The sequence below is a fragment of the Enterobacter cloacae complex sp. IR53030 genome (assembly GCF_049238365.1).
Lineage (GTDB): Bacteria > Pseudomonadota > Gammaproteobacteria > Enterobacterales > Enterobacteriaceae > Enterobacter > Enterobacter kobei.
Window position 1 is genome coordinate 227,567 of record NZ_JBMKHA010000006.1, and the last position, 21,034, is coordinate 248,600.

Annotated in this window: 20 protein-coding genes; 3 read left to right on the plus strand and 17 right to left on the minus strand. The window is 56.5% G+C overall.

The window, feature by feature from the left end; genetic code table 11:
• Positions 1-16: 16 nt before the first annotated feature.
• From accD to pdxB, 5 genes are all read right to left on the minus strand, one after another.
• Positions 17-922, minus strand: a complete 906-nt coding sequence (gene accD, locus ACOTXR_RS08925; protein ID WP_014884667.1) for an acetyl-CoA carboxylase, carboxyltransferase subunit beta — start codon at positions 920-922, stop codon at positions 17-19.
• Between the two features lie 154 nt (positions 923-1,076).
• A complete protein-coding gene (locus ACOTXR_RS08930) occupies positions 1,077-1,736 on the minus strand; it encodes a DedA family protein (protein ID WP_014884668.1) in 660 nt (219 codons plus the stop codon).
• A 28-nt stretch (positions 1,737-1,764) separates the two neighbouring features.
• Positions 1,765-2,577, minus strand: a complete 813-nt coding sequence (truA, locus tag ACOTXR_RS08935; RefSeq protein WP_014884669.1) for a tRNA pseudouridine(38-40) synthase TruA — start codon at positions 2,575-2,577, stop codon at positions 1,765-1,767.
• The gene (locus ACOTXR_RS08940; protein WP_023330985.1) at positions 2,577-3,590 is read right to left on the minus strand and encodes an aspartate-semialdehyde dehydrogenase; all 1,014 of its coding nucleotides are present in this window, start codon (positions 3,588-3,590) and stop codon (positions 2,577-2,579) included. Before ACOTXR_RS08940 ends, truA begins: the two co-directional genes overlap by 1 nt.
• Positions 3,591-3,657: 67 nt before the next feature.
• Complete coding sequence (gene pdxB, locus ACOTXR_RS08945) at positions 3,658-4,794, minus strand: 4-phosphoerythronate dehydrogenase PdxB (protein WP_023338578.1); 1,137 nt, start codon at positions 4,792-4,794, stop codon at positions 3,658-3,660.
• Between the two features lie 113 nt (positions 4,795-4,907).
• Between pdxB and flk the strand changes: the two genes are divergently transcribed.
• Positions 4,908-5,912, plus strand: a complete 1,005-nt coding sequence (gene flk / locus ACOTXR_RS08950) for a flagella biosynthesis regulator Flk (protein WP_058691116.1) — start codon at positions 4,908-4,910, stop codon at positions 5,910-5,912.
• An 84-nt stretch (positions 5,913-5,996) separates the two neighbouring features.
• On the opposite strand, the gene ACOTXR_RS08955 is transcribed toward flk, so the two are convergent.
• Both ACOTXR_RS08955 and fabB read right to left on the minus strand, forming a co-directional pair.
• Positions 5,997-7,175, minus strand: a complete 1,179-nt coding sequence (locus ACOTXR_RS08955) for an MFS transporter (protein WP_058691117.1) — start codon at positions 7,173-7,175, stop codon at positions 5,997-5,999.
• Between the two features lie 68 nt (positions 7,176-7,243).
• The gene (gene fabB / locus ACOTXR_RS08960) at positions 7,244-8,461 is read right to left on the minus strand and encodes a beta-ketoacyl-ACP synthase I (RefSeq protein WP_014884674.1); all 1,218 of its coding nucleotides are present in this window, start codon (positions 8,459-8,461) and stop codon (positions 7,244-7,246) included.
• Positions 8,462-8,619: 158 nt separating this feature from the next.
• On the opposite strand from fabB, the gene mnmC reads away from it, so the two are divergent.
• Positions 8,620-10,617 carry a bifunctional tRNA (5-methylaminomethyl-2-thiouridine)(34)-methyltransferase MnmD/FAD-dependent 5-carboxymethylaminomethyl-2-thiouridine(34) oxidoreductase MnmC gene (mnmC, locus tag ACOTXR_RS08965; protein WP_421767019.1) on the plus strand — a complete coding sequence of 666 codons (1,998 nt, stop codon included), beginning with the start codon at positions 8,620-8,622 and terminating at the stop codon, positions 10,615-10,617.
• 97 nt (positions 10,618-10,714) lie between these two features.
• Here mnmC and ACOTXR_RS08970 read toward each other — a convergent pair whose 3' ends face one another.
• From ACOTXR_RS08970 to prmB, 6 genes are read right to left on the minus strand one after another with little or no spacing between them, the layout of a single operon-like run.
• On the minus strand, positions 10,715-10,990 hold the full coding sequence (locus ACOTXR_RS08970) for a YfcL family protein (protein WP_014884676.1): 276 nt from the start codon (positions 10,988-10,990) through the stop codon (positions 10,715-10,717).
• Positions 10,991-11,003: 13 nt separating this feature from the next.
• A complete protein-coding gene (locus ACOTXR_RS08975; protein WP_014884677.1) occupies positions 11,004-11,549 on the minus strand; it encodes an elongation factor P hydroxylase in 546 nt (181 codons plus the stop codon).
• Positions 11,549-12,358 (minus strand): sulfite exporter TauE/SafE family protein, encoded by an 810-nt coding sequence (locus tag ACOTXR_RS08980; RefSeq protein WP_023330989.1) that lies wholly within the window; start codon positions 12,356-12,358, stop codon positions 11,549-11,551. The genes ACOTXR_RS08975 and ACOTXR_RS08980 overlap by 1 nt, the downstream gene beginning before the upstream one ends.
• Positions 12,358-13,182, minus strand: a complete 825-nt coding sequence (gene mepA, locus ACOTXR_RS08985) for a penicillin-insensitive murein endopeptidase (protein ID WP_014884679.1) — start codon at positions 13,180-13,182, stop codon at positions 12,358-12,360. Before mepA ends, ACOTXR_RS08980 begins: the two co-directional genes overlap by 1 nt.
• Before the next feature lie 2 nt (positions 13,183-13,184).
• On the minus strand, positions 13,185-14,270 hold the full coding sequence (aroC, locus tag ACOTXR_RS08990; protein ID WP_014884680.1) for a chorismate synthase: 1,086 nt from the start codon (positions 14,268-14,270) through the stop codon (positions 13,185-13,187).
• Positions 14,271-14,330: 60 nt separating this feature from the next.
• Complete coding sequence (prmB, locus tag ACOTXR_RS08995; RefSeq protein WP_014884681.1) at positions 14,331-15,263, minus strand: 50S ribosomal protein L3 N(5)-glutamine methyltransferase; 933 nt, start codon at positions 15,261-15,263, stop codon at positions 14,331-14,333.
• Positions 15,264-15,408: 145 nt separating this feature from the next.
• Between prmB and smrB the strand changes: the two genes are divergently transcribed.
• Positions 15,409-15,960, plus strand: coding sequence for an endonuclease SmrB (smrB, locus tag ACOTXR_RS09000; RefSeq protein WP_045281766.1), 552 nt, complete (start codon positions 15,409-15,411; stop codon positions 15,958-15,960).
• Positions 15,961-16,007: 47 nt separating this feature from the next.
• Here the strand turns inward: smrB and sixA are convergent, their stop codons facing one another.
• The 4 genes from sixA to ACOTXR_RS09020 form a co-directional block, all read right to left on the minus strand.
• Positions 16,008-16,493: a phosphohistidine phosphatase SixA gene (gene sixA / locus ACOTXR_RS09005; RefSeq protein ID WP_014884683.1), complete on the minus strand. Its 486-nt coding sequence runs from the start codon at positions 16,491-16,493 to the stop codon at positions 16,008-16,010.
• Between the two features lie 209 nt (positions 16,494-16,702).
• Entirely contained in the window at positions 16,703-18,850 is a 2,148-nt protein-coding gene (gene fadJ / locus ACOTXR_RS09010) for a fatty acid oxidation complex subunit alpha FadJ (protein WP_058691119.1), read from the minus strand.
• Entirely contained in the window at positions 18,850-20,160 is a 1,311-nt protein-coding gene (gene fadI, locus ACOTXR_RS09015) for an acetyl-CoA C-acyltransferase FadI (RefSeq protein WP_032635967.1), read from the minus strand. Before fadI ends, fadJ begins: the two co-directional genes overlap by 1 nt.
• Positions 20,161-20,396: 236 nt before the next feature.
• Positions 20,397-20,681, minus strand: coding sequence for a YfcZ/YiiS family protein (locus ACOTXR_RS09020; RefSeq protein WP_014884686.1), 285 nt, complete (start codon positions 20,679-20,681; stop codon positions 20,397-20,399).
• Between the last annotated feature and the right edge of the window lie 353 nt (positions 20,682-21,034).

Below are 21,034 nucleotides of genomic sequence, written 5' to 3' on the forward strand. Positions count from 1 at the left end.
CTGCCCTTTTCAGTTATCAGGCCTCGGGTTCCTGATCCGGTACCACCACGCCTTCGCGCGGCTCATCCGGGTTTGGCGCGGGCAGATTCATCAGCTTCGCCAGAACGCTTGCCAGTTTCAGGCGCATTTCCGGACGGCGGACGATCATATCGATGGCGCCTTTCTCAATGAGGAACTCACTGCGCTGGAAGCCCGGCGGCAGTTTTTCACGAACGGTTTGCTCAATGACGCGAGGACCAGCGAAACCGATCAGTGCTTTTGGCTCAGCAATGTTCAGATCGCCCAGCATCGCGAAGCTTGCAGAGACGCCACCCATGGTTGGGTCGGTCAGCACGGAAATGTAAGGCAGACCGCGTTCCTGCATTTTCGCCAGCGCCGCAGAGGTTTTCGCCATCTGCATCAGAGACATCAGCGCTTCCTGCATACGTGCTCCGCCAGAGGCAGAGAAGCAGATCAGCGGGCAGTTATCTTCCAGCGCTTGCTCAACGGCACGCACAAAACGTGCGCCCACGACAGAGCCCATTGAGCCACCCATAAAGGAGAACTCAAACGCCGCGGCGACAACCGGCATTTCATGCAGGGTGCCTTTCATGACGATCAGCGCGTCTTTCTCGCCAGTCTCTTTCTGCGCAGAGGCCAGACGATCTTTGTATTTTTTGGAGTCGCGGAACTTCAGCACATCTTTTGGCTCAAGCTCGCTGCCCAGTTCTACCAGTGAACCTTCGTCCAGCAGGCTATGCAGGCGGTTACGCGCCGACATACGCATATGGTGGTCACACTTCGGACACACTTCAAGATTGCGTTCCAGCTCTGCACGGTACAGAACCTGGCCGCAGCTATCACACTTCGTCCATACCCCTTCAGGAATGCTCGCTTTGCGCGTTGGGGTAATGTTGCTTTTAATTCGTTCAATCCAGCTCATTGATAACCTTTCTGCCTGAACCTGGTCGTATGCCAGTTTTGCTATAAGAGGCGAATAATGCCATTTTTGCCTCCAACAGACCATGAATGTTGCACATTAAAACATAACAGCCCGAAACTTTGGATAAAAAAGTGGTCGAACCGCCAGCGTGCATTTACTTCGCTTGCTTTGCCGCCGCGCGTTTGTGACGAATAATCTCGATAACGCCAGGCAGTACGGAAAGCACAATAATCGCTACAATCAGTAACTTAAGGTTTTCCTGAACCACCGGCAAGTCGCCAAACAGGTAGCCTGCATAGGTAAACAACAGCACCCACAGCAGCGCGCCCACGACGTTATACATCGCAAAATGACGATAGGACATATGCCCCATTCCCGCCACAAACGGTGCAAATGTGCGCACAATAGGCACAAAACGCGCAAGGATAATGGTTTTTCCGCCATGACGTTCATAAAACGCATGGGTTTTATCTAAATAGCTGCGACGGAAAATTTTCGAATCAGGATTGCTGAACAAGCGCTCACCGAACACCCGGCCAATGGTATAGTTGACGGCATCCCCGATAATTGCGGCAATCACCATCAACACCACCATCAGATGCACGTTCAAGTCATTGGTCGGTAGGGCCGATAACGCACCCGCAACAAACAGCAGGGAGTCCCCCGGCAGGAAGGGGGTAACGACCAGACCGGTTTCACAGAACAGAATGAGGAACAGGATGGCATAAACCCAGACGCCATACTGCGCGACCAGTTCCGCCAGGTGAACATCAATATGCAGAATGAAATCAATCAGAAAACGTATTACGTCCATATTGTCTAAGCCTTAATTGCACCTTTGTTTAGTCCGCTAAAAACAGCGGGCCCATTGGCGGTTTTGGCAGGTCAAACCGATCCGGATAGTCTACCGCAACCAGATACAGTCCTTCTGCTTTCGCCGTGGCTGCCGCAAGCGTTCTGTCCTTCGCTGCCAGCAGGTCTGCAATCCAGCTCTCCGGCTGGTGTCCGGCACCCACTTCCATCAGGCTGCCTACAATATTCCGCACCATATGATGTACAAAGGCATTGGCTTTGATATCCACCACCACATACGCGCCAAAACGGCTGACGTTTATGTGCATAACGTTACGCCACGGCGTACGGGACTGACATTGCACCGCACGAAACGACGTAAAGTCATTTTCACCAATCAGACACTGCGCCGCACGATGCATGCGTTCAGCATCGAGCGGTTCATAAAAATGCGTTACGCCCTGGCTTAGCACCGCCGGACGCAGACGCTGGTTGTAGATGACATAGCGGTAGCGACGCGCCGTCGCGCTGAAGCGCGCGTGAAAATCATCCGGCACAGCTTTCACCCAACGCACCGCAATGTCACCAGGTAAATTCGCATTTACACCCAGCGTCCAGGCGGCATCTTTGCGCACGGCAGTGGTTTCAAAGTGGACCACCTGCCCGGTACCGTGAACACCCGCATCCGTACGGCCTGCGCACAGAACGTTAATCGGCTCGTTTGCCACCTGAGAGAGCGCTTTCTCCAGCTTTTCCTGGACGCTACGCACCTCATTCTGACGCTGCCAGCCATAATATTTACTGCCATCGTACTCGATACCGAGGGCAATTTTATGAACCGGCTTTTGTTCCACTTCTGACATCAGTACAGGTACTCCTGCACCAGTTTCTCAGCAATTTTGACCGCCATCAGCGCGCCGCCAAAACGAACGTTGTCCGCAACGGACCAGAACTGAACCTGCTCCGGCATACCGTAATCGTTCCGCACGCAACCGACTGAAAGATGGGCGCTACCGGTGGCGTCACCCACCTGCGTCGGAAACTCGCTCTCTTCGGAAAGTACGATATCTTCACCGCGGCCAAACGCATCGCGCGCTTCTTCCGCCGCCAGCGGGCGCAGGGCTTCAAAACCTACCATCTGCGCGTGACCGTAGAATACCGGCGACTGCACGACGTTTGCGGAGATCATCAGCCCCTCATCCTGCAGAATTTTGCGCGCTTCATCGACGATACGGCGCTCTTCGCGCACGGAACCTTCACGATCCGGCAGCAGTGGCAGCATGTTGAACGCCAGCTGGCGACCGAAGAAATCATCCTCATCAATCGGGATACCGTTCAGCAGCTTCGCGCTCTGCCCGGCCAGCGCATCGACGGCCTTTTTGCCATTTGCGGAGGCAGACAGCAGACTGGTGACGGTGATACGCGACAGGCCACCGTCGTCAATCAGCGGTTTGAGAGCGGTCAGCAGCTGGCTGGTCAGACTGTTTGGTACCGCGATGATATTACGGTTACGGTAGTCAGCCAGGACATACGGGTTGACGTCCGGCACCACCAGCGGCACGTCCGGCTCCATGGCGAACAGACCGCTCAGGTCGATCACCAGACAACCTGAATTGGTCGCCTCTTCGATGTAAGACGCCGTGGCTTCAGCACCCGCGGCGAAAAATGCCAGCTGCGCCTGGGTCCAGTCAAACGCAGCCGCATCCTGGACCATGACGGATTTACCGTTAAAGCGCAGATGCTCACCCGCGCTATCGGTACGCGCCAGCGCATAGATATCGCCCACCGGGAACTGACGCTCAGCAAGGGTTTCGAGCAGGGCTTCGCCCACGGCACCGGTGGCACCTAAAATGGCAATGTTCCAGCCTTCAGACATGGTGGTTTACTCCAGAAATAAAAAAGCGTCCCTGCCGGAGTATCCGACAGGGAGCATTAAGAAGACATTAATGCGCCGGGTGATGAACGGCGTTAAAACCCAGTTTTTTCAGCAGCGTCGCGGCCGTTGCGTCGTCGCACATCACATACAGGGACGACCACTCGCGGCGCTCAACATAGTTCTTACGCAGCTTGTCAAATTCACCCGGGATCCCCGCCACTTTACGCAGCAGCGCATCATCGCGGCGCACATCATACACCAAATGCACCAGCCTTTTCAGCGTTGCCTGATCGAGCGGGCCATGCAGGGTAATGCGGCCAAATTCAGGTGCGGGAAGTAAGGTATCCAGCGCCACCTGCTGCGGATGGCCAATAAACGTGCTGTAGGCTTCAAACACCTGCGTTGTGCCGCGGGCTTTGCCTTCAAGCGTATAGCCCGCGATATGCGCAGTGGCTACGTCCACCTTGTTAAGCAGTTCAACGTTAAGATCCGGCTCCGGCTCCCAGACGTCCAGCACAACGCGGAGGTCTTGTCCTTCATTCAGACATTTCAGCAGCGCGGCGTTGTCCACCACCGGGCCACGGCAGGCATTTATCAGAATAGTGCCAGCCTTCAGACGACGGATCAGTGCTTCATCGGCAAGATGCAGGGACGTATAGGGGCCCTCTTTAAACAGCGGCGTGTGGAACGTCAGCACATCACACTGTTCAACCAGCTCATCCAGCGAGCGGAAATCCCCTTCGTCACCGTTGTCTTTACGCGGCGGGTCGCACAGCAGCGTGCGAATACCTAACGCCTCCAGGCGCTTTTGCAGGCGGCCACCCACGTTACCCACCCCGACGATCCCCACGGTGCGGTCTTTCAGCACAAAACCGTCGCGCTCGGCCAGCATCAGCAAAGAGGAGAAAACATATTCCACGACGGCAATAGCATTACAGCCGGGCGCGGCGGAAAAGCCGATCCCCGCCTGCTTCAGCCATTGGTCATCCACATGATCGGTCCCTGCCGTTGCGGTTCCGACAAACTTAATCGCTTTTCCGGCGAGCAACGACGCATTTACTTTGGTCACCGAGCGCACCATCAGCGCGTCTGCGTCATCCAGTTCGTTGACCGGGATCGGGCGACCAGGGACAGCCTTAACATTACCCAGGCGGCTAAACAGCTCACGGGCATAAGGCATATTTTCATCAACGAGGATTTTCACGTCTGAGTACCTGTTTGAGAGGAAGTAAACCTGCCAAGTGTGCCATAATCTGGCCGCCAGGCATATACGTCTGCCAGGTTTACGCTGAGTTTTGACTTTAAGGATTTTTGACGATGCAGCCCATTTCAGGTACGCCGCCACGCCCTCCGGGTGAAGGCACTGTCACGCCAAACGTTGCCGGTGAACAACCGCTATCCACGCAACAGCGCACCGTGCTGGAGCGACTGATCACGCGCCTGATTGCGCTGACTTCACAGCAAAACGCGGAAGTCTGGGCCGGGGTAAAGCATGATTTAGGCGTAAGGAACGACGCACCGCTGCAGTCGCGACATTTCCCTGCTGCCGAGCAAAATCTCAACCAGCGTATTACGACCGCACAGCAGAACCACACCACGCGGCAGATTGTCACGCAACTGACCGAGCTGCTCGGCCTGGGAAATAACCGTCAGGCGGTCAGCGACTTTATCCGCCAGCAGTATGGCCAGACGGCCCTGAGCCAGCTGACGCCAGACCAGCTTAAAACCGTGCTGACGCTGTTGCAGAACAATCAGCTGTCGATCCCACAGCCGCAGCTGCGGCCAGCGACCGAGCGTTCGCTGCTGCCTGCTGAGCACAACACGCTGAATCAAATGGTGACCAAACTGGCCGCCGCCACCGGCGAGTCAACAAAGCTTATCTGGCAATCCATGCTCGAACTGTCCGGCGTAAAGGCGGGCGAGTTGATCCCGGCCAAACAGTTTCCCCATCTGGTGACCTGGCTACAGGCGCGCCAGACGCTCAGCACCCAGAGCGCCCCTACCCTGCATACCGTTCAGGCTGCGCTTAAACAGCCGCTGGAACCGCACGAGTTCGAGGCGATTCGGGATTACGCCCAGCAGAACTGGCAGGCGACACCGCAAACGGTACTGACCACCGCGCAGGTGCAGGATGTGCTCAATCAGATCTTCGTGCGCCGCGCCGAGCGGGAAGGCGGCGTACCGGAGGCAAGAAACATTCAGCCGATCTACAGCCCGCTTTTTGCGCCCGTTGTGGAGACGTTCAGAACGCTTTCTGCCCGTCCGGGATTGTTGTTTATTGCGTTACTGATTGCGCTGGCGATTTTCTGGCTGGTTGCTTAACACTGCCGGGTGGCGGCTTCGCCTTACCCGGCCTAAGGCCAGTGCGGTTGTAGGCCCGGTAAGCGAAGCGCCACCGGGCAAAAACTATGACCGACGAAACGCCACCAGCGTCACCACGATCCCCACGACCGCAGAAATGGCACCGGCCAGGAAGACGGACGGGTAGCCAAACGAGGTGGCCAGCAGTCCGGCCAGCGGTCCGGTTACTCCGTATGAGATATCCTGAAACGCCGCATAGCCGCCGAGTGCTGTGCCACGCACCTGCGGGGCCACACGCTTCACGACTTCCACGCCCAGCGCCGGGAAAATCAACGAGCAACCGCAGCCGGTGAGTGCTGCGCCAATCAGCGCGACAGAGGCGACCGGTGCGTGCCACAGCAGCAGCAGGCCAACGGTCTCTATCATCAGCGATGCCACCGCCACCTTCACGCCACCAAAGCGATCCGGCATCCAGCCGAAGAACACGCGCATCAGCACAAACGCCCCGCCAAACGCGGTGAGCGTAAATCCGGCCATCGCCCAGCCGCGGCTCATAAAGTAGAGCGAGACGAACGTGCCAATCACCGCAAAACCTACGCCCTGCAGCGCCAGGCCCAGACCCGGCTGCCAGATTTGGCCGATCACGCTCCACAGGGAAGGACGCTCCCCTTTGTGAGCGGGTACCTTACGTACCGAGCCGTTAAACGCCCACGCCAGCAGCGGCAACACCATGGTGGTGGCTGCCAGCGCCGCAAAGCCAAACTGGCTATTGATCAGCAGTCCCAGCGGTGCGCCAGCGGCCAGCGCGCCATAGATAGCCATGCCGTTCCAGGACATCACTTTGCCCGAACGAGCAGGCCCCACCAGACCCATTCCCCAGGTCAGGGTGCCGGTCAGCAGCTGGCTTTCACCAAAGCCAAGGATTAAACGTCCCAGCACCAGCAGCGCAAATTTATACCCTGCGTCTACCGGCAAAAGCGCGGCTAACAGCCATGCCCCGCCCGCCAGACCACAGGCAAACATCCCCTGTAACGCCGAGCGTTTTGCACCATGCTGATCTGCCAGCCGTCCGGCGTACCCGCGGGTTAACACCGTGGCTAAAAACTGAATGCCCACGGCAATGCCGACCATAGTGTTGCCATAGCCGAGTTCCTGATGAACGAACAGTGGGATCACCGGCAGCGGCAGGCCAACGGTCATGTAGGTCAGAAATACCGCAAAGGCGATTCGGAAAAGGGAAAGGTTACCGGAAGGGGCGCTCTTCTCTGGGATAACAGCCTTCATGCATAACTCCGTGTTGAGGCATAAAAAAAGGGAACCTTCCGGTTCCCTTCTACTATACATTCAAACGCTTATGCTTTGTACTTACGCATTACCAGCGTCGCGTTCGTGCCGCCGAAACCGAAGCTGTTAGACATGACGGTGGTCAGTGTCGCTTCCGTTGGTTTCGTCACGATGTTCAGGCCAGCAGCCTGCTCGTCCATCTCATCAATGTTGATGCTTGGGGCGATAAAGCCGTTTTCCAGCATCAGCAGAGAGTAGATCGCTTCCTGCACGCCCGCAGCACCCAGAGAGTGGCCGGTCATAGCTTTGGTGGCAGAAATTGCCGGGCTGTTGTCGCCGAAGACTTCGCGGATTGCACCCAGCTCTTTCACGTCGCCTACCGGAGTAGAGGTACCGTGAGAGTTCAGGTAGTCGATTGGCGTATCAACGCCGTGCATCGCCATCTTCATGCAGCGCACCGCACCTTCACCGGATGGCGCAACCATGTCGGCGCCATCAGACGTTGCGCCGTAGCCCACGATCTCAGCGTAGATATGCGCACCACGTGCCAGCGCGTGCTCCAGCTCTTCAACCACAACCATACCGCCGCCGCCTGCGATGATGAAGCCATCACGGTGCGCGTCGTAAGTACGGGACGCTTTTTCCGGGGTTTCGTTGTACTTGGTGGACAGAGCGCCCATCGCGTCGAACTCACAGGCCATTTCCCAGCCCAGCTCTTCGCCGCCGCCAGCAAAGACGATGTCCTGTTTACCCAGCTGGATCTGCTCAACCGCGTTACCGATGCAGTGTGCGGACGTCGCACACGCGGAACTGATGGAGTAGTTCACACCGTGGATTTTGAACGGAGTGGCCAGGCATGCGGAAACCGCAGAGCCCATGGCTTTGGTGACCACGTACGGACCTACCGCTTTCAGACCACGCGGGCTACGCATTGCGTCAGCACCGAATACCTGCGCTTTAGATGAGCCGCCGGAACCAGCGATAAGACCTACGCGGGGATTGTTCTGGTAAACTTCCGCGCTCAGACCTGCATCTGCAATCGCTTCCTGCATGGAGAGATAAGCATAAATAGAGGCATCGTTCATGAAACGAACCACTTTGCGGTCAATCAAACCGGTGGTGTCCAGTTTGACGTTACCCCATACGTGGCTACGCATACCTGAATCTTTAAACTCTTCAGAGAAAGTGATCCCGGAGCGTCCTTCACGCAGAGATGCCAGGACTTCCTGCTGGTTATTACCGATGCTGGAAACAATGCCCAGGCCAGTAATCACTGCACGTTTCATTCAATACCTCTGTAAGTCGCACTATAGTAAGTTTCGAGTCGCACAATAGCGTACACTTGTACGCCGAACAAGTCCGATCAGACATTTTCTGCGGAAATTTGCACCGATGGACTCACATCGTTAAGATCGTGCCACTGCCTGTCAGACGAGTAACTTACGTGAAACAAAACGCTATACAACCCGCCAACCTCGAATTCAACGCTGAGGGTACACCTGTTTCCCGAGATTTTGATGACGTCTATTTTTCTAATGATAACGGACTCGAAGAAACTCGCTATGTTTTCCTCGACGGAAACCAGCTCAGCACCCGCTTCCCGGAGCATCCGCGGAGCCTGTTTGTGGTCGCGGAAAGCGGATTCGGCACCGGGCTCAATTTTCTGACCCTCTGGCAGGCGTTTGACCAGTTTCACGCTGCCCACCCTGAGGCTACGCTACAAAGATTACATTTCATCAGTTTCGAAAAATTCCCGCTCACCGCGCACGATCTGCGCCAGGCCCATCAACGCTGGCCGGAGCTGGCTACCTGGGCTGAACAGCTTCAGGCACAGTGGCCGCCTCACATTGGGGGCTGCCACCGTCTGATTCTCGACGGCGGACGCGTGACGCTGGATTTGTGGCTGGGCGACATCAACGATCTTACCGATAAGCTTGATGATGCGATGAATCAGACGGTGGACGCGTGGTTCCTGGACGGTTTTGCGCCTGCCAAAAACCCGGATATGTGGAGCCAGCATCTGTTTAACGCAATGGCGCGACTGGCGCGTCCGGGCGCAACGCTCGCCACCTTCACCTCAGCAGGCTTTGTTCGCCGCGGCTTGCAGGAAGCGGGCTTTACCATGCAGAAAACCAAAGGTTTTGGCCGCAAGCGCGACATGCTGGTCGGCAGGATGGAGCAGACGCTGGACATCCCCGCCAGTGCACCCTGGTTTGCGCGCAGCGCCAGCGCGTCACGGGAAGTGGCGATAGCAGGCGGAGGGATCGCCAGCGCCCTGCTGTCTCTTGCGCTTATCCAACGTGGCTGGCAGGTGACGCTTTATTGTGCTGACGATGCGCCAGCAGGTGGGGCCTCCGGCAACCGCCAGGGGGCGCTCTATCCCCTTTTAAGCGCGCACGATCCGGCACTGTTCCAGTTTTTCCCGGCGGCCTTTACCTTTGCCCGTCGCCTGTATGATGCCCTGCCGGTGACGTTCGATCATGAATGGTGCGGCGTGACGCAGCTCGGCTGGGATGAGAGAAGTCAGCAAAAAATCGCGCAGATGCTGTCCCTGGGACTGCCGGAAGACATTGCGCGGGCGGTAAGCGCGCAAGAGGCCGCCGACACCACCGGCGTTGAAACCGGCTGCGAGGGCATTCAGTATCCGCTCGGCGGCTGGCTGTGCCCGGCTGAACTGACCGCTGCGGCGATTGACCTTGCGCAGTCACGCGGGCTGACGGTCTACTATGCCCACAAGGTTGAATCGCTGTCCCGAACAGAACGCTGGAATTTGCGTTTTGCTGATGGCAAAGAGGCAAGCCATGCCAGCGTTGTGCTGGCGAACGGACATAGCATCAACCAGTTTATCCAGACAGAATCCGTACCGGTTTATCCGGTCGGCGGCCAGGTGAGTCATATCCCTACTACGTCCGAACTGGGCAAACTGCGTCAGGTGCTGTGCTATGACGGCTATCTGACGCCACAAAATCCGTCTAATGGTCATCACTGCATCGGGGCGAGCTATCATCGTGGCGAAGCGGATATGCGCTACAGCGAGGCGGATCAACAGCAAAACCGCCAGCGCCTGATTGACTGCTTCCCGGATGCAGCGTGGGCGAAAGAGGTTGACGTCAGCGAAGGCGCGGCCCGCTGTGGCGTGCGCTGCGCAACGCGCGATCATCTGCCGATGATGGGGAATGGGCCGGACTATGAGGCAACGCTTGAAGCCTATCACGACCTTGCAAACCACCAGGAAACGGCGGTAGCTGCACCGGTTTATCCCGAACTGTTTATGCTGGGTGGGCTGGGTTCGCGTGGATTATGTTCTGCACCGCTACTGGCTGAAGCCTTAGCCGCACAAATGAGCAACGAACCGCTACCGCTGGACAGAACAACGCTTGCGGGGCTGAACCCGAATCGATTGTGGGTGCGAAAACTGCTGAAGGGGAAGAAGGTTAAGTAGGGTGCGGACGGGTGCCCTCACCCTAACCCTCTCCCACAGGGAGAGGGGATATTCGTAGGCCCGGTAAGCGCAGCGCCACCGGGCGAAATACGATGACTTAGCGTTTAGCCTGCTGGAACAAAGTGTCCCACATGCCCAGCACCAGAGACTGGTCGCGCGGGGACAGTTCACCCGCCTGAATCGCCTTTTCCAGGCTGCGGGTGACTTCATCATGCACTGCTTCGGCAGAATGATCGTCTCCTGCCTCCAGCTCGGCAACAGCCAGCGTCAGGTGACCACGCAGATAACCGCTGGCGAACAACTCATCATCACTGGCGTGTTCCACCATGTCATCAATTAACGCCAGAATGCGTGATTCAAATTCTGCGATCATCTTTTTTCCTCAGTTAAAGATCTTCCGGCCAGGGGAAGCATTCCGCCGTGATCACCGGCGTGTGGTAATAATTCTGTAAAGCCTCGATCAGGCGGGCCGGACGTTCCGGGATGCCTTTCTCAAGATATTCCATTACCTGTGCATGCACGCGGCGCTGGAAGACGATACGGTCTGGCTCGAAGTCGCCTTCGAGGTTGTCACAGCTGACGTTGAACGGGAAACCCGCCGCGACACAGAATAGCCATTCCAGCGCCTGCGGTTTCACTTCCACATCTTCAAACTGGCCCTGGGTTGCGGCGTCGCGTCCGTCCGGACAGTACCAGTAGCCGAAGTCCACCAGCTCGCGACGCGCTTTCCCCGCAATGCACCAGTGCGAAATTTCATGCAGCGCACTGGCGTAAAAGCCGTGCGCAAAGACGATCCGGTTGTACGGCACTTCGGCATCAGCAGGAAGATAGATCGGTTCGTCGTCGCCTTTAATCAGACGGGTATTAAAATCATCAGCAAAGCAGCCGTTAAAAATCTCAATCAGCTGTTCGTAGTTATGCGTACTGTTCATTAGTTCATCCCCAACCAGTGTAGGATCTCCTGTCCATGGCTGTCATAAAGAAGCTTTGCGCTCATGACCGCCGAAACGATGACGATCATCGGGCGAATCAGCTTCTGTCCTTTGCTTAATACCAGGCGCGAGCCCGCGCGCGCCCCCAGGAACTGCCCTGCCATCATGACAAAACCGGTTGCCCAGATGACCTTGCCGCCAATGATAAACAGCAACAGGCCACCAAGGTTAGAGGTCGCATTAAGCACTTTGGCATGGGCGGTAGATTTAGCGAGGTTAAACCCGGCCAGCGTCACAAACGCCAGCGCGTAAAACGAGCCTGCGCCCGGGCCAAAGAAGCCGTCGTAAAAACCGACGCAGCCCCCGGCTATCAGGGCAAACGGCAAGCCATGCAAGCGACGCTGACGGTCTTCTTCACCGAGCTTTGGCATCAGCAGGAAGTAGAGACCGATGCAGATAACCAGAATCGGCAGGATCTGGCGCAAAATATCGGACTGTACGTGCTGCACCAGCAGCGCGCCCGACGTCGAGCCGATAAAGGTCATCAGAATATTGAGCTTCTGATCGGCGAGGCTCACCACCTTGCGGCGGATAAAATAGAGCGATGCCGAAAGCGAGCCGCCGCAGGCCTGAAGTTTGTTGGTGGCCAGTGCCTGAGCGGGGCTCATGCCCGCCGCCAGCAGTGCGGGTACCGTTAACAACCCGCCGCCGCCAGCAAGCGCATCAATAAACCCGGCTAACATGGCAACAAAAAACAGCACCACCAGCAGCAGCGGGGACACCATAAACAGATCGACGAAATTATCCATTAAAGTACATGCTCATCCAGTAGCGCCTGGCAGGAAGGCGGCAACGGAGGCGGTGTCTTCTTCTCAGGCTTAGAGGTTCCAGGTTTTGCCGGTTCAAACCAGCTCTGCAGCTCCGCACCGCAGCCATCGCCTGGCGGAGGTAACGGCTGATCTTCACATTCCAGGCTGTTTGCCGGGCAACGCAAACGAACGTGCATGTGCGCACGATGCTGGAACCACGGGCGCACTTTGCGCAGCCAGTCGCGGTCAGTTCCGGCATCCAGGCAGAGCTGTTGTTTGATGGCCGGATTCACAAAGATCCGCGTGACGTCATTATCTTCTGCTGCCAGCTTGATCATGCTGGACACATCCCGCGTCCACAGGGAGGGCACCACGCGCTTACCGTCACTCGCCACCAGATCCAGCGCCTGCGGTTTCAGCAGTTGCGCGGACGTCCAGCGTGTTTTCGGTAGCTGCAGGAAGATATCGACATCCAGTCCGGTCTGGTGGCTGGCGTGCCCGCCGTTAAAGCGCCCGCCCGCAGGCATGCCCATATCGCCAATCAGCATCGTCCCCAGCCCCAGGTTATGTACCTGGTTTCCCAGTCGCTGAATAAACAGCACCAGGTCAGGGTGACCGAAGTAACGGCGCTGGTCGGTACGCATCACCTGATAAGTATCCGATTGCAGCGGAAGTGCCTGCGCGCCGACGATACAGCCGTTCGAAAAGGCGCCGATAGACTGTGCGCTGCCCGCCACCGGATGGGTGATCTTTTGCCACGGCGTGGCGGCCAGACTGGCTCCACTGGCGAGCAGAGCCAGCAGAGCAATTGCGGTTTTTTTCATGGTTACCAGCGTGGAATGGTGGTCGTCACATCCGCATTCTGCGCGCGCTGACGCAGGAAGTGATCCATCAGCACGATCGCCAGCATCGCTTCTGCGATCGGCACCGCACGGATCCCCACGCAAGGATCGTGACGTCCTTTGGTGATCATCTCAACTTCTTCGCCAGAGCGGTTAATCGTGTGGCCCGGCACGGTAATGCTGGAGGTTGGCTTCAGGGCAATATTCGCAACAATCTGCTGCCCGCTGCTGATCCCGCCGAGGATGCCACCCGCATGGTTGCTCTGGAAGCCCGCTTTCGTGATTTCGTCGCGGTTCTGGCTGCCGCGAAGCTGAACCACGTCAAACCCGTCGCCAATCTCTACGCCCTTCACCGCGTTGATGCTCATCAGCGCGTGCGCAATGTCAGCGTCGAGACGGTCAAACACCGGCTCGCCCCAGCCTGGCGGCACGCCGTCGGCCACCACGGTGACCTTCGCCCCAATGGAGTCACCCTCTTTTTTCAGGCCACGCATCAGCTCGTCCAGCGCATCCAGCTTGTCGGCATCGGCGCAGAAGAACGGGTTTTGCTCAACCTGGTCCCAGTCTTTAATGGCCAGCGGAATATCGCCCATCTGGGTCAGACAGCCGCGAATGACGATGCCAAATTTCTGCTGCAGGTATTTTTTGGCAATGGCACCCGCCGCCACGCGCATCGCGGTTTCACGCGCGGAAGAGCGTCCGCCGCCGCGATAGTCGCGGAAACCGTACTTTTGCTCGTAGGTATAGTCAGCGTGGCCCGGACGGAATACGTCTTTAATAGCGCCGTAGTCCTGAGAACGCTGGTCGGTGTTTTCGATCAGCAGACCAATGCTGGTCCCGGTGGTGCGGCCTTCAAAGACGCCAGAGAGAATTTTGACCTGATCCGGCTCGCGACGCTGCGTGGTGTAGCGAGAGGTGCCCGGACGACGGCGGTCAAGGTCGTGCTGCAAATCAGCTTCAGTCAGTTCGATGCCGGGCGGTACGCCGTCAACGATACAACCTAAAGCCAGCCCGTGCGACTCACCAAAGGTGGTCACGCGGAATATCTGTCCAATACTGTTTCCTGCCATCACGGCTCCGATGTTGTTGTTTGTGTTTGAGCGTTGTGAAACGGGCCGAAGCCCGCTGGATTAATCTTTATAGATACTGAAGTATTCGCGCGCATCGAGCAGCTGCGCTTTGGTCAGCATAAAGACGCCGTCACCGCCGTTATCGAACTCAAGCCAGGTGAACGGCACATCCGGGTACTGCTCTATCAGATGTACCATGCTGTTGCCCACTTCACAAATCAGAACACCGTCGTCGGTCAGGTAATCCGGCGCGCAGGCCAGAATGCGACGAGTCAGCTTCAGGCCGTCAGTGCCTGACGCCAGACCCAGCTCCGGCTCATGACGGTATTCATTTGGCAGATCGGACATGTCTTCCGCGTCGACGTACGGCGGGTTAGTGACGATCAGGTCGTACTGCAGCGTCGGCAGGTCGCGGAACAGATCCGAGCGGATTGGCGTAACGTGATGGATCAGGCCGTGCTCTTCAATGTTGTGCTCGGTGACGGCCAGCGCGTCGGTAGAGATATCGACGGCGTCCACTTCCGCTTCCGGGAAGGCGTAGGCGCAGGCAATCGCGATACAGCCGCTGCCGGTGCACATATCCAGAATGTGCTGCGGCTGATGGTGAATCAGGCCTTCAAAGTGGTTGTTGATCAGCTCACCAATCGGTGAACGCGGCACCAGCACGCGCTCATCAACATAGAATTCGTGGCCGCAGAACCAGGCTTTGTTGGTCAGGTAGGCGACCGGAATGCGTTCGTTGACGCGGCGGATTACCCGCTCAACAATGCGGTGTTTTTCACTGGAGGTCAGGCGCGCGGTGCGCATGTCTTCCGGAATATCCAGCGGCAGATAAAGAGACGGCAGCACCAGCTGAACGGCCTCATCCCACGGGTTATCGGTACCATGACCGTACCAGATGTTGGCGGCGCTGAAGCGGCTAACCGACCAGCGCAACATGTCCTGTATGGTATGCAGCTCGTTTACTGCTTCATCGACAAATATTTTATCCACTCTTTCCTCCAGGGCATGCTCGCATAATTTTCGGCGGCTAGTTTGCCATGAAGACGGCGATAAATCAGCAATGACGCGTCGCGCTTGAGGTTAAAAAATGCGTTTAGTCGGGTACACTATCGGAAATACGAGATGAGAATGACGAATGAAAAAGAAAACATCGCTCAGCGAGGAGGATCAGGCTCTCTTCCGCCAGCTGATGACCGGGACGCGTAAAATCACGCAGGACACCATTGTCCATCGCCCGCAGCGTAAAAAAATCAGCGACGTTCCGGTCAAACGACTGCTGCAGGAGCAGGCTGATAACAGCCACTATTTTTCAGATGAGTTTCAACCGCTGCTAAATACGCAGGGCGCGGTGAAATACGTGCGCGAGGACGTCAGCCACTTTGAGCTGAAAAAATTACGTCGGGGAGATTATTCACCGGAGCTGTTTCTCGATCTGCACGGATTAACGCAGATGCAGGCGAAACAGGAGCTGGGGGCACTGATCGCCGCCTGTCGCCGCGAACACGTGTTTTGCACCTGCGTGATGCACGGCCATGGGAAACATATTCTTAAGCAACAAACGCCGCTGTGGCTGGCTCAGCATCCACATGTTATGGCGTTTCATCAGGCACCCAAAGAGTACGGCGGAGATGCCGCATTGCTGGTGTTGATAGAAGTTGAGGAGTGGCAACCGCCTGAGTTGCCCTGACAGCATGGCGGGAAGCACATTTGCACCCCGCCCTGTCGCACGTCACGTCAGATAGCTTTTGCCATCTTCAGGTTGCACGGACTCATTTGCCAGTTAAAGACCCCTTTGCCGGTTTCGTCGAGGGTGACGTTGGCAATGGCGGATGTGGTGAACATTGGCGGCGTTTCGCCCGGGCACAACTCAGAAACCAGATAGCCAACCAGTGGCAGGTGGGAAATGACCAGTGCGGAAGCGACACCTTCATTGCACAGTGCCTGAAGGTAGGCGCTGACAAGGCCGACATCACCGCATGGCGTCAGTTCAGGAAGAACATCGACACTGGATGGCAGGTTCATACACTCCCCTACCACGTCCAGCGTCTGTTCAGCACGCAGGAACGGACTCACCAGAACGCGTTCGATATCCACTTTTTGGCCTTTAAGCCAGGTTGCCATCAGACGAGATTCGTCGCAACCACAGACTGTTAAAGGACGTACTGAGTCACTGGCGGCATCGAGTGCCGCGTCGCCGTGACGCATGATAAAAACTTGCATATTGCACCGCTTTTGTTAACCAGAATCACCGGCGTTGACTACCCGCGATAAATGCTCTGAGGTAGAAAACCCGATGGCCGGGCATTGTGCCTGATCCATTCGGTGAATGAAACGCTGTTTTTTACCTCAATGGCGTAAGTATAGTCAATCTCTGTTTACAAAATCGCCAGAACAGGTTCATTCACGTCGGGATTTACCCTTCTTTGACCTCAGCTTACGAGGACAGTTTCTCTTGCAGGCCAAAATGTCTGGCCCCGTTCCGCCATCTGCAATAATTCGTCACACGGTGTAAACCGCGGGCCATATTGCGATGCCAGACGTTGCAGAATAGCCACCACTTCACCCGCGCCGAGTGTATCCATGTAACGGAACGGGCCGCCAAGGAACGGCGGGAAACCAATACCAAATACGGCGCCGATGTCGCTATCCCGTGCGCTCTTGATCACCTGCTCACCAAAGCAGCGTGCCGCTTCATTGAGCATCATCATCACACAACGTTCAGCACACTGAACGGCGGAGAGTCTCCCCTGATCTGAGGTCGGGATAAGCCCATAAACAGAAGGGTCGACCTGTTTCTTGCTTTTACGCCCTTTCGCGCCGTAAAGATAGAAACCGCGTTCATTTTTTCTGCCTTTGCGATCGTCCTTCAAAATTGCAGAAACAATATTTGCAGGCGGCGCAAAACGATCGCCATAAGCGGCTTCCAGTACAGGTATAATTTTAGTGCCGGTGTCTATTCCCACCTCATCCAAAAGTTGGATAGGACCAACGGGGAAGCCAAACTTTACCAGTGCCTCATCGACGTGCTCAATCTTCTCCCCTTCCGTCAGCAGCCGCATCGCTTCGTTGATGTACGGCGCCAGAATACGGTTGACGTAGAAGCCGGCTTTGTCCGCAACCACGATGGGGGTTTTGCCCTGTTTTTTCGCCAGCTTCACCACGGTAGCGATGGTTTGCGGGCTGGTTGTAGCGTGAGGGATCACCTCCACCAGCGGCATTTTTTCTACCGGGCTGAAAAAGTGCAGACCAATCACCTGCTCAGGACGCGCGGCTTTCGCTGCGATATCGCCGATGGGTAATGACGACGTATTTGAGGCAAAAATGGTATGCGGCGCGCAATGCTGTTCAACGTCCGCCACCATCTGCTGCTTGAGCGCCAGATCTTCAAATACGGCTTCAATCACCAGATCACGGTGCGCAAAACCGCTGTAGTCCGTCGTGCCGGAAATCATCGCCAGGGTTTTATCACGCTCGCTTGCCTTGATATGGCGGCGCTTGACCTTTTGATCAAGGTTCTGCCAGCTGTACTGCAGCGCGTGGTTGATTCCCTTAGGGTTAATGTCTTTGATGCGTACCGGCAGTTTCCCTTTACTTGCGGTAACGAAAGAAATGCCGCCGCCCATCAGCCCACCCCCGAGCACGCCAATTGCACGCAGCGGAGCAGGCTCAGCCTCGCTGCCCGGATCTTTTTTCACCTCTGTGCTGGCGAAGAAAATGCTGCGCAGCGCCCGTGACTGCGGCGTCATCGCCAGCTCGCCAAAGGCTTTGGCTTCAGCGGCATAGCCGCTACTGCTTCCCTGTGACAACCCGGTTTCAATCACCTCCAGGATCCGTTTCGCCGCCGGGTAGTTGCCTTTGGTTTTTTGTTCGGTCTTTTTGCCCACCATGTTGAACAGGATCGTCCTTCCCAGAGGACCCGCCAGCACACGCTCTCGCACCGGAAGAGGACGTTTTGGCTGGCGACCTTTCAGCGCCAGTTCTACAGCAGCTTCCAGTAAAATCGCGTGGGGAACGACATCGTCAACCAGACCGGCTTTCAGCGCCTGACGGGCGCGCAGCTGCTTGCCGGTGAGAATCATTTCCAGCGCGGTGCTAACCCCTACCAGGCGCGGCAGACGCTGCGTGCCACCAGAACCAGGCAGGAGACCTAATTGCACTTCCGGCAGGCCCAGAACGGTTTTCGCATCGTCAGTACAAATGCGGCTGTGGCAGGCCAGCGCCAGCTCCAGTCCACCACCCAAACAAGCACCGTGGATCGCGGCAATCACCGGGATCGGCAGCGCGTTGATCTCGGCCATTACCTGCTGCCCCTGACGCGCAAGATCTTCCGCTTCCTGCGCGCTTTGCGCCCGGGCGATCATGTTAATGTCGGCCCCGGCAATAAAGTTATCCGGCTTGGCCGAGATAAACACCAGACCGCGAATGGCCTTGTTTTCGCGGATCTGCCTGAGCATTGCGCGAACCTGAGTGCCAAACTCCGCCTTCAGGGTATTCATTTTTTCGTCAGGCACATCAATGGCGATCACGGCGACGTTGTCGAGGCGAACCGTCAGGTTAAATGCAGATGTCATTTCCATTATTCAGCCTCCAGAACCATTGCAGCACCCAGTCCACCCGCCGCACAGGCGGTCACCAGGCCAAACCCGCCACCGCGGCGACGTAGCTCGTGTAATGTCTGAGTAATCATCCTCGCCCCTGTCGCCGCAAACGGATGACCGTAGGCAATCGAACCACCCAGCACGTTGAATTTGCTTTGATCCACTTCACCCGTGGCATGGGCGCGCCCCAGCACATCACGTGCAAAACGCTCGCTTGCCAGCAGCTGTACGTTTGCCAGGGTTTGTGCGGCGAAGGCTTCGTGCATATCAATCAGGGTTAAATCAGCCAGCGTCAGCCCTGCGCGATCCAGCGCCAGCGGCGTGGACCAGGCTGGACCTAACAACATGTCCTGCCAGACATCAATGGCGGTGAAGGCATAGCTGCGCAAATAGCCCAGAGGGGTGATGCCCAGCTCTTTCGCGCGGGATTCGGTCATCAGGATCACGGCGGCTGCCCCATCCGTCAACGGTGTACTGTTGGCCGCAGTCACGGTGCCATGTTTACGGTCGAACGCCGGACGCAGTTTGGCGTAATCCGCCAGCGTCGAGGTACCGCGGATATTGTTGTCTTCAACCAGTGGTTCCCGATAAGGAGGCGTATAGGCGGTCATCACCTCGTCGGTGAGCTTGCCCTCTGACCAGGCTTTCGCCGCCAGCTGATGTGAACGATGCGCCAGCGCGTCCTGCTGCTCACGGGTAATGCCGTAGGTTTTCGCCATCTGTTCCGCGGTATCGCCCATGCGCAGGCCGGTAGAATATTCAGCGACAGCAGGGGGTACAGGCATCAGGTCGCGCAGACGTAAACGCGAGAAGAGTTTGAGCTTCTGACCGGTCGTGCGGGCTTTGTTTGCATCCACCAGAATACGGGCCAGCTTTTTACTGACGCCAATAGGCAGTACCGAAGAGGAATCAGCGCCTCCGGCGATCCCGGCGCGAATGGTGCCCGCCATGAGGCTTTCCGCCACGTTAGCCACCGCCTGGAAACTGGTCGCGCAGGCGCGGCTGACGCTATAGGCATCCGTATGAACGCTCATCCCGGTGCCGAGGACAATTTCTCGCGCAATATTGGGAGCTTCAGGCATCTGAACCACCTGGCCGAAAACCAGCTGTTCAATGACCTCAGGCGGAATTTCGCTGCGAGCCAGCATCTCCCCCACCACCATTTTCCCCAGATCGACAGCCGGTATGCCATGAAACGCCGTTGCCTGACGCGCAAACGGCGTACGCAAACCACTGACAATGGCAATGCGATCGCCCTGACGGGTAATAAGCGGTAATGCCTGACTCATAACACTCCCCTGTAAAAAATTGACGCAAACGTTAAGTGGTCTGACCTGATAATAGTCTTAACCATTTTTTTACATTCAGCCAATTGGGGAAACGAAAAAGTGCGAGGTAAGACACAGAGAAGAAAAAGAAAATGCCCCGAGGTAAAAGCAAAACGGTAACCCGTAGGTTACCGTTTTTAGTGTTTGCACCCTCTCCCGTGGGAGAGGGTCGGGGTGAGGGCACCAGCCCGCAGGAATTAACGCAGGCCCAGCTGGAAAATCAGCGTTTCTGCTTCGCAGGCAAACACGAAGTCAATATCCAGCTTCACGCCGCCGTCCACCTCGGTGAAGGTAGATTTAATTTCGCACGGATCGGATTCAACATCACGCGCACGCTTGCTCAGCGCGGACAGGGTTTCTTCCGCTTCAGCGCGGTTGGTGAACACACGGCTGTAAGACGCTGTGCAATCGGAGTTGTCCATGATGGTGCCAACATCCATACAGCAGCAAACCGGGGTTTCATCAGCACTGCATTTACTCATAGCTCAATTTCCTCTGTATTCGCGCAGCGCGCGAGATAAACACGATGCTGCTATTTTACGCCCCGGCGCAGGCTCTCTCCAGCCGTTAATGGCGCAAAATCAGATAAGTGACCAATATCACACTAAAAAATGATCTAAAACAAAAACCACCCTTTTGACTGAGTCGCGATGGTCACATTTTTGCCAACCAGATCTCGTTTCATGAAACATGTTTGAAAATATTAATAAACAAACTTGCAACATCCCAGCTGGTCAGACCTATACTCTGGCCACTGGTCTGATTTGTCTGTCAAACCTCAGACCCTACACTTCGCGCTCCTGTTACGGTATGTAACAATTATTGAATAAAAATA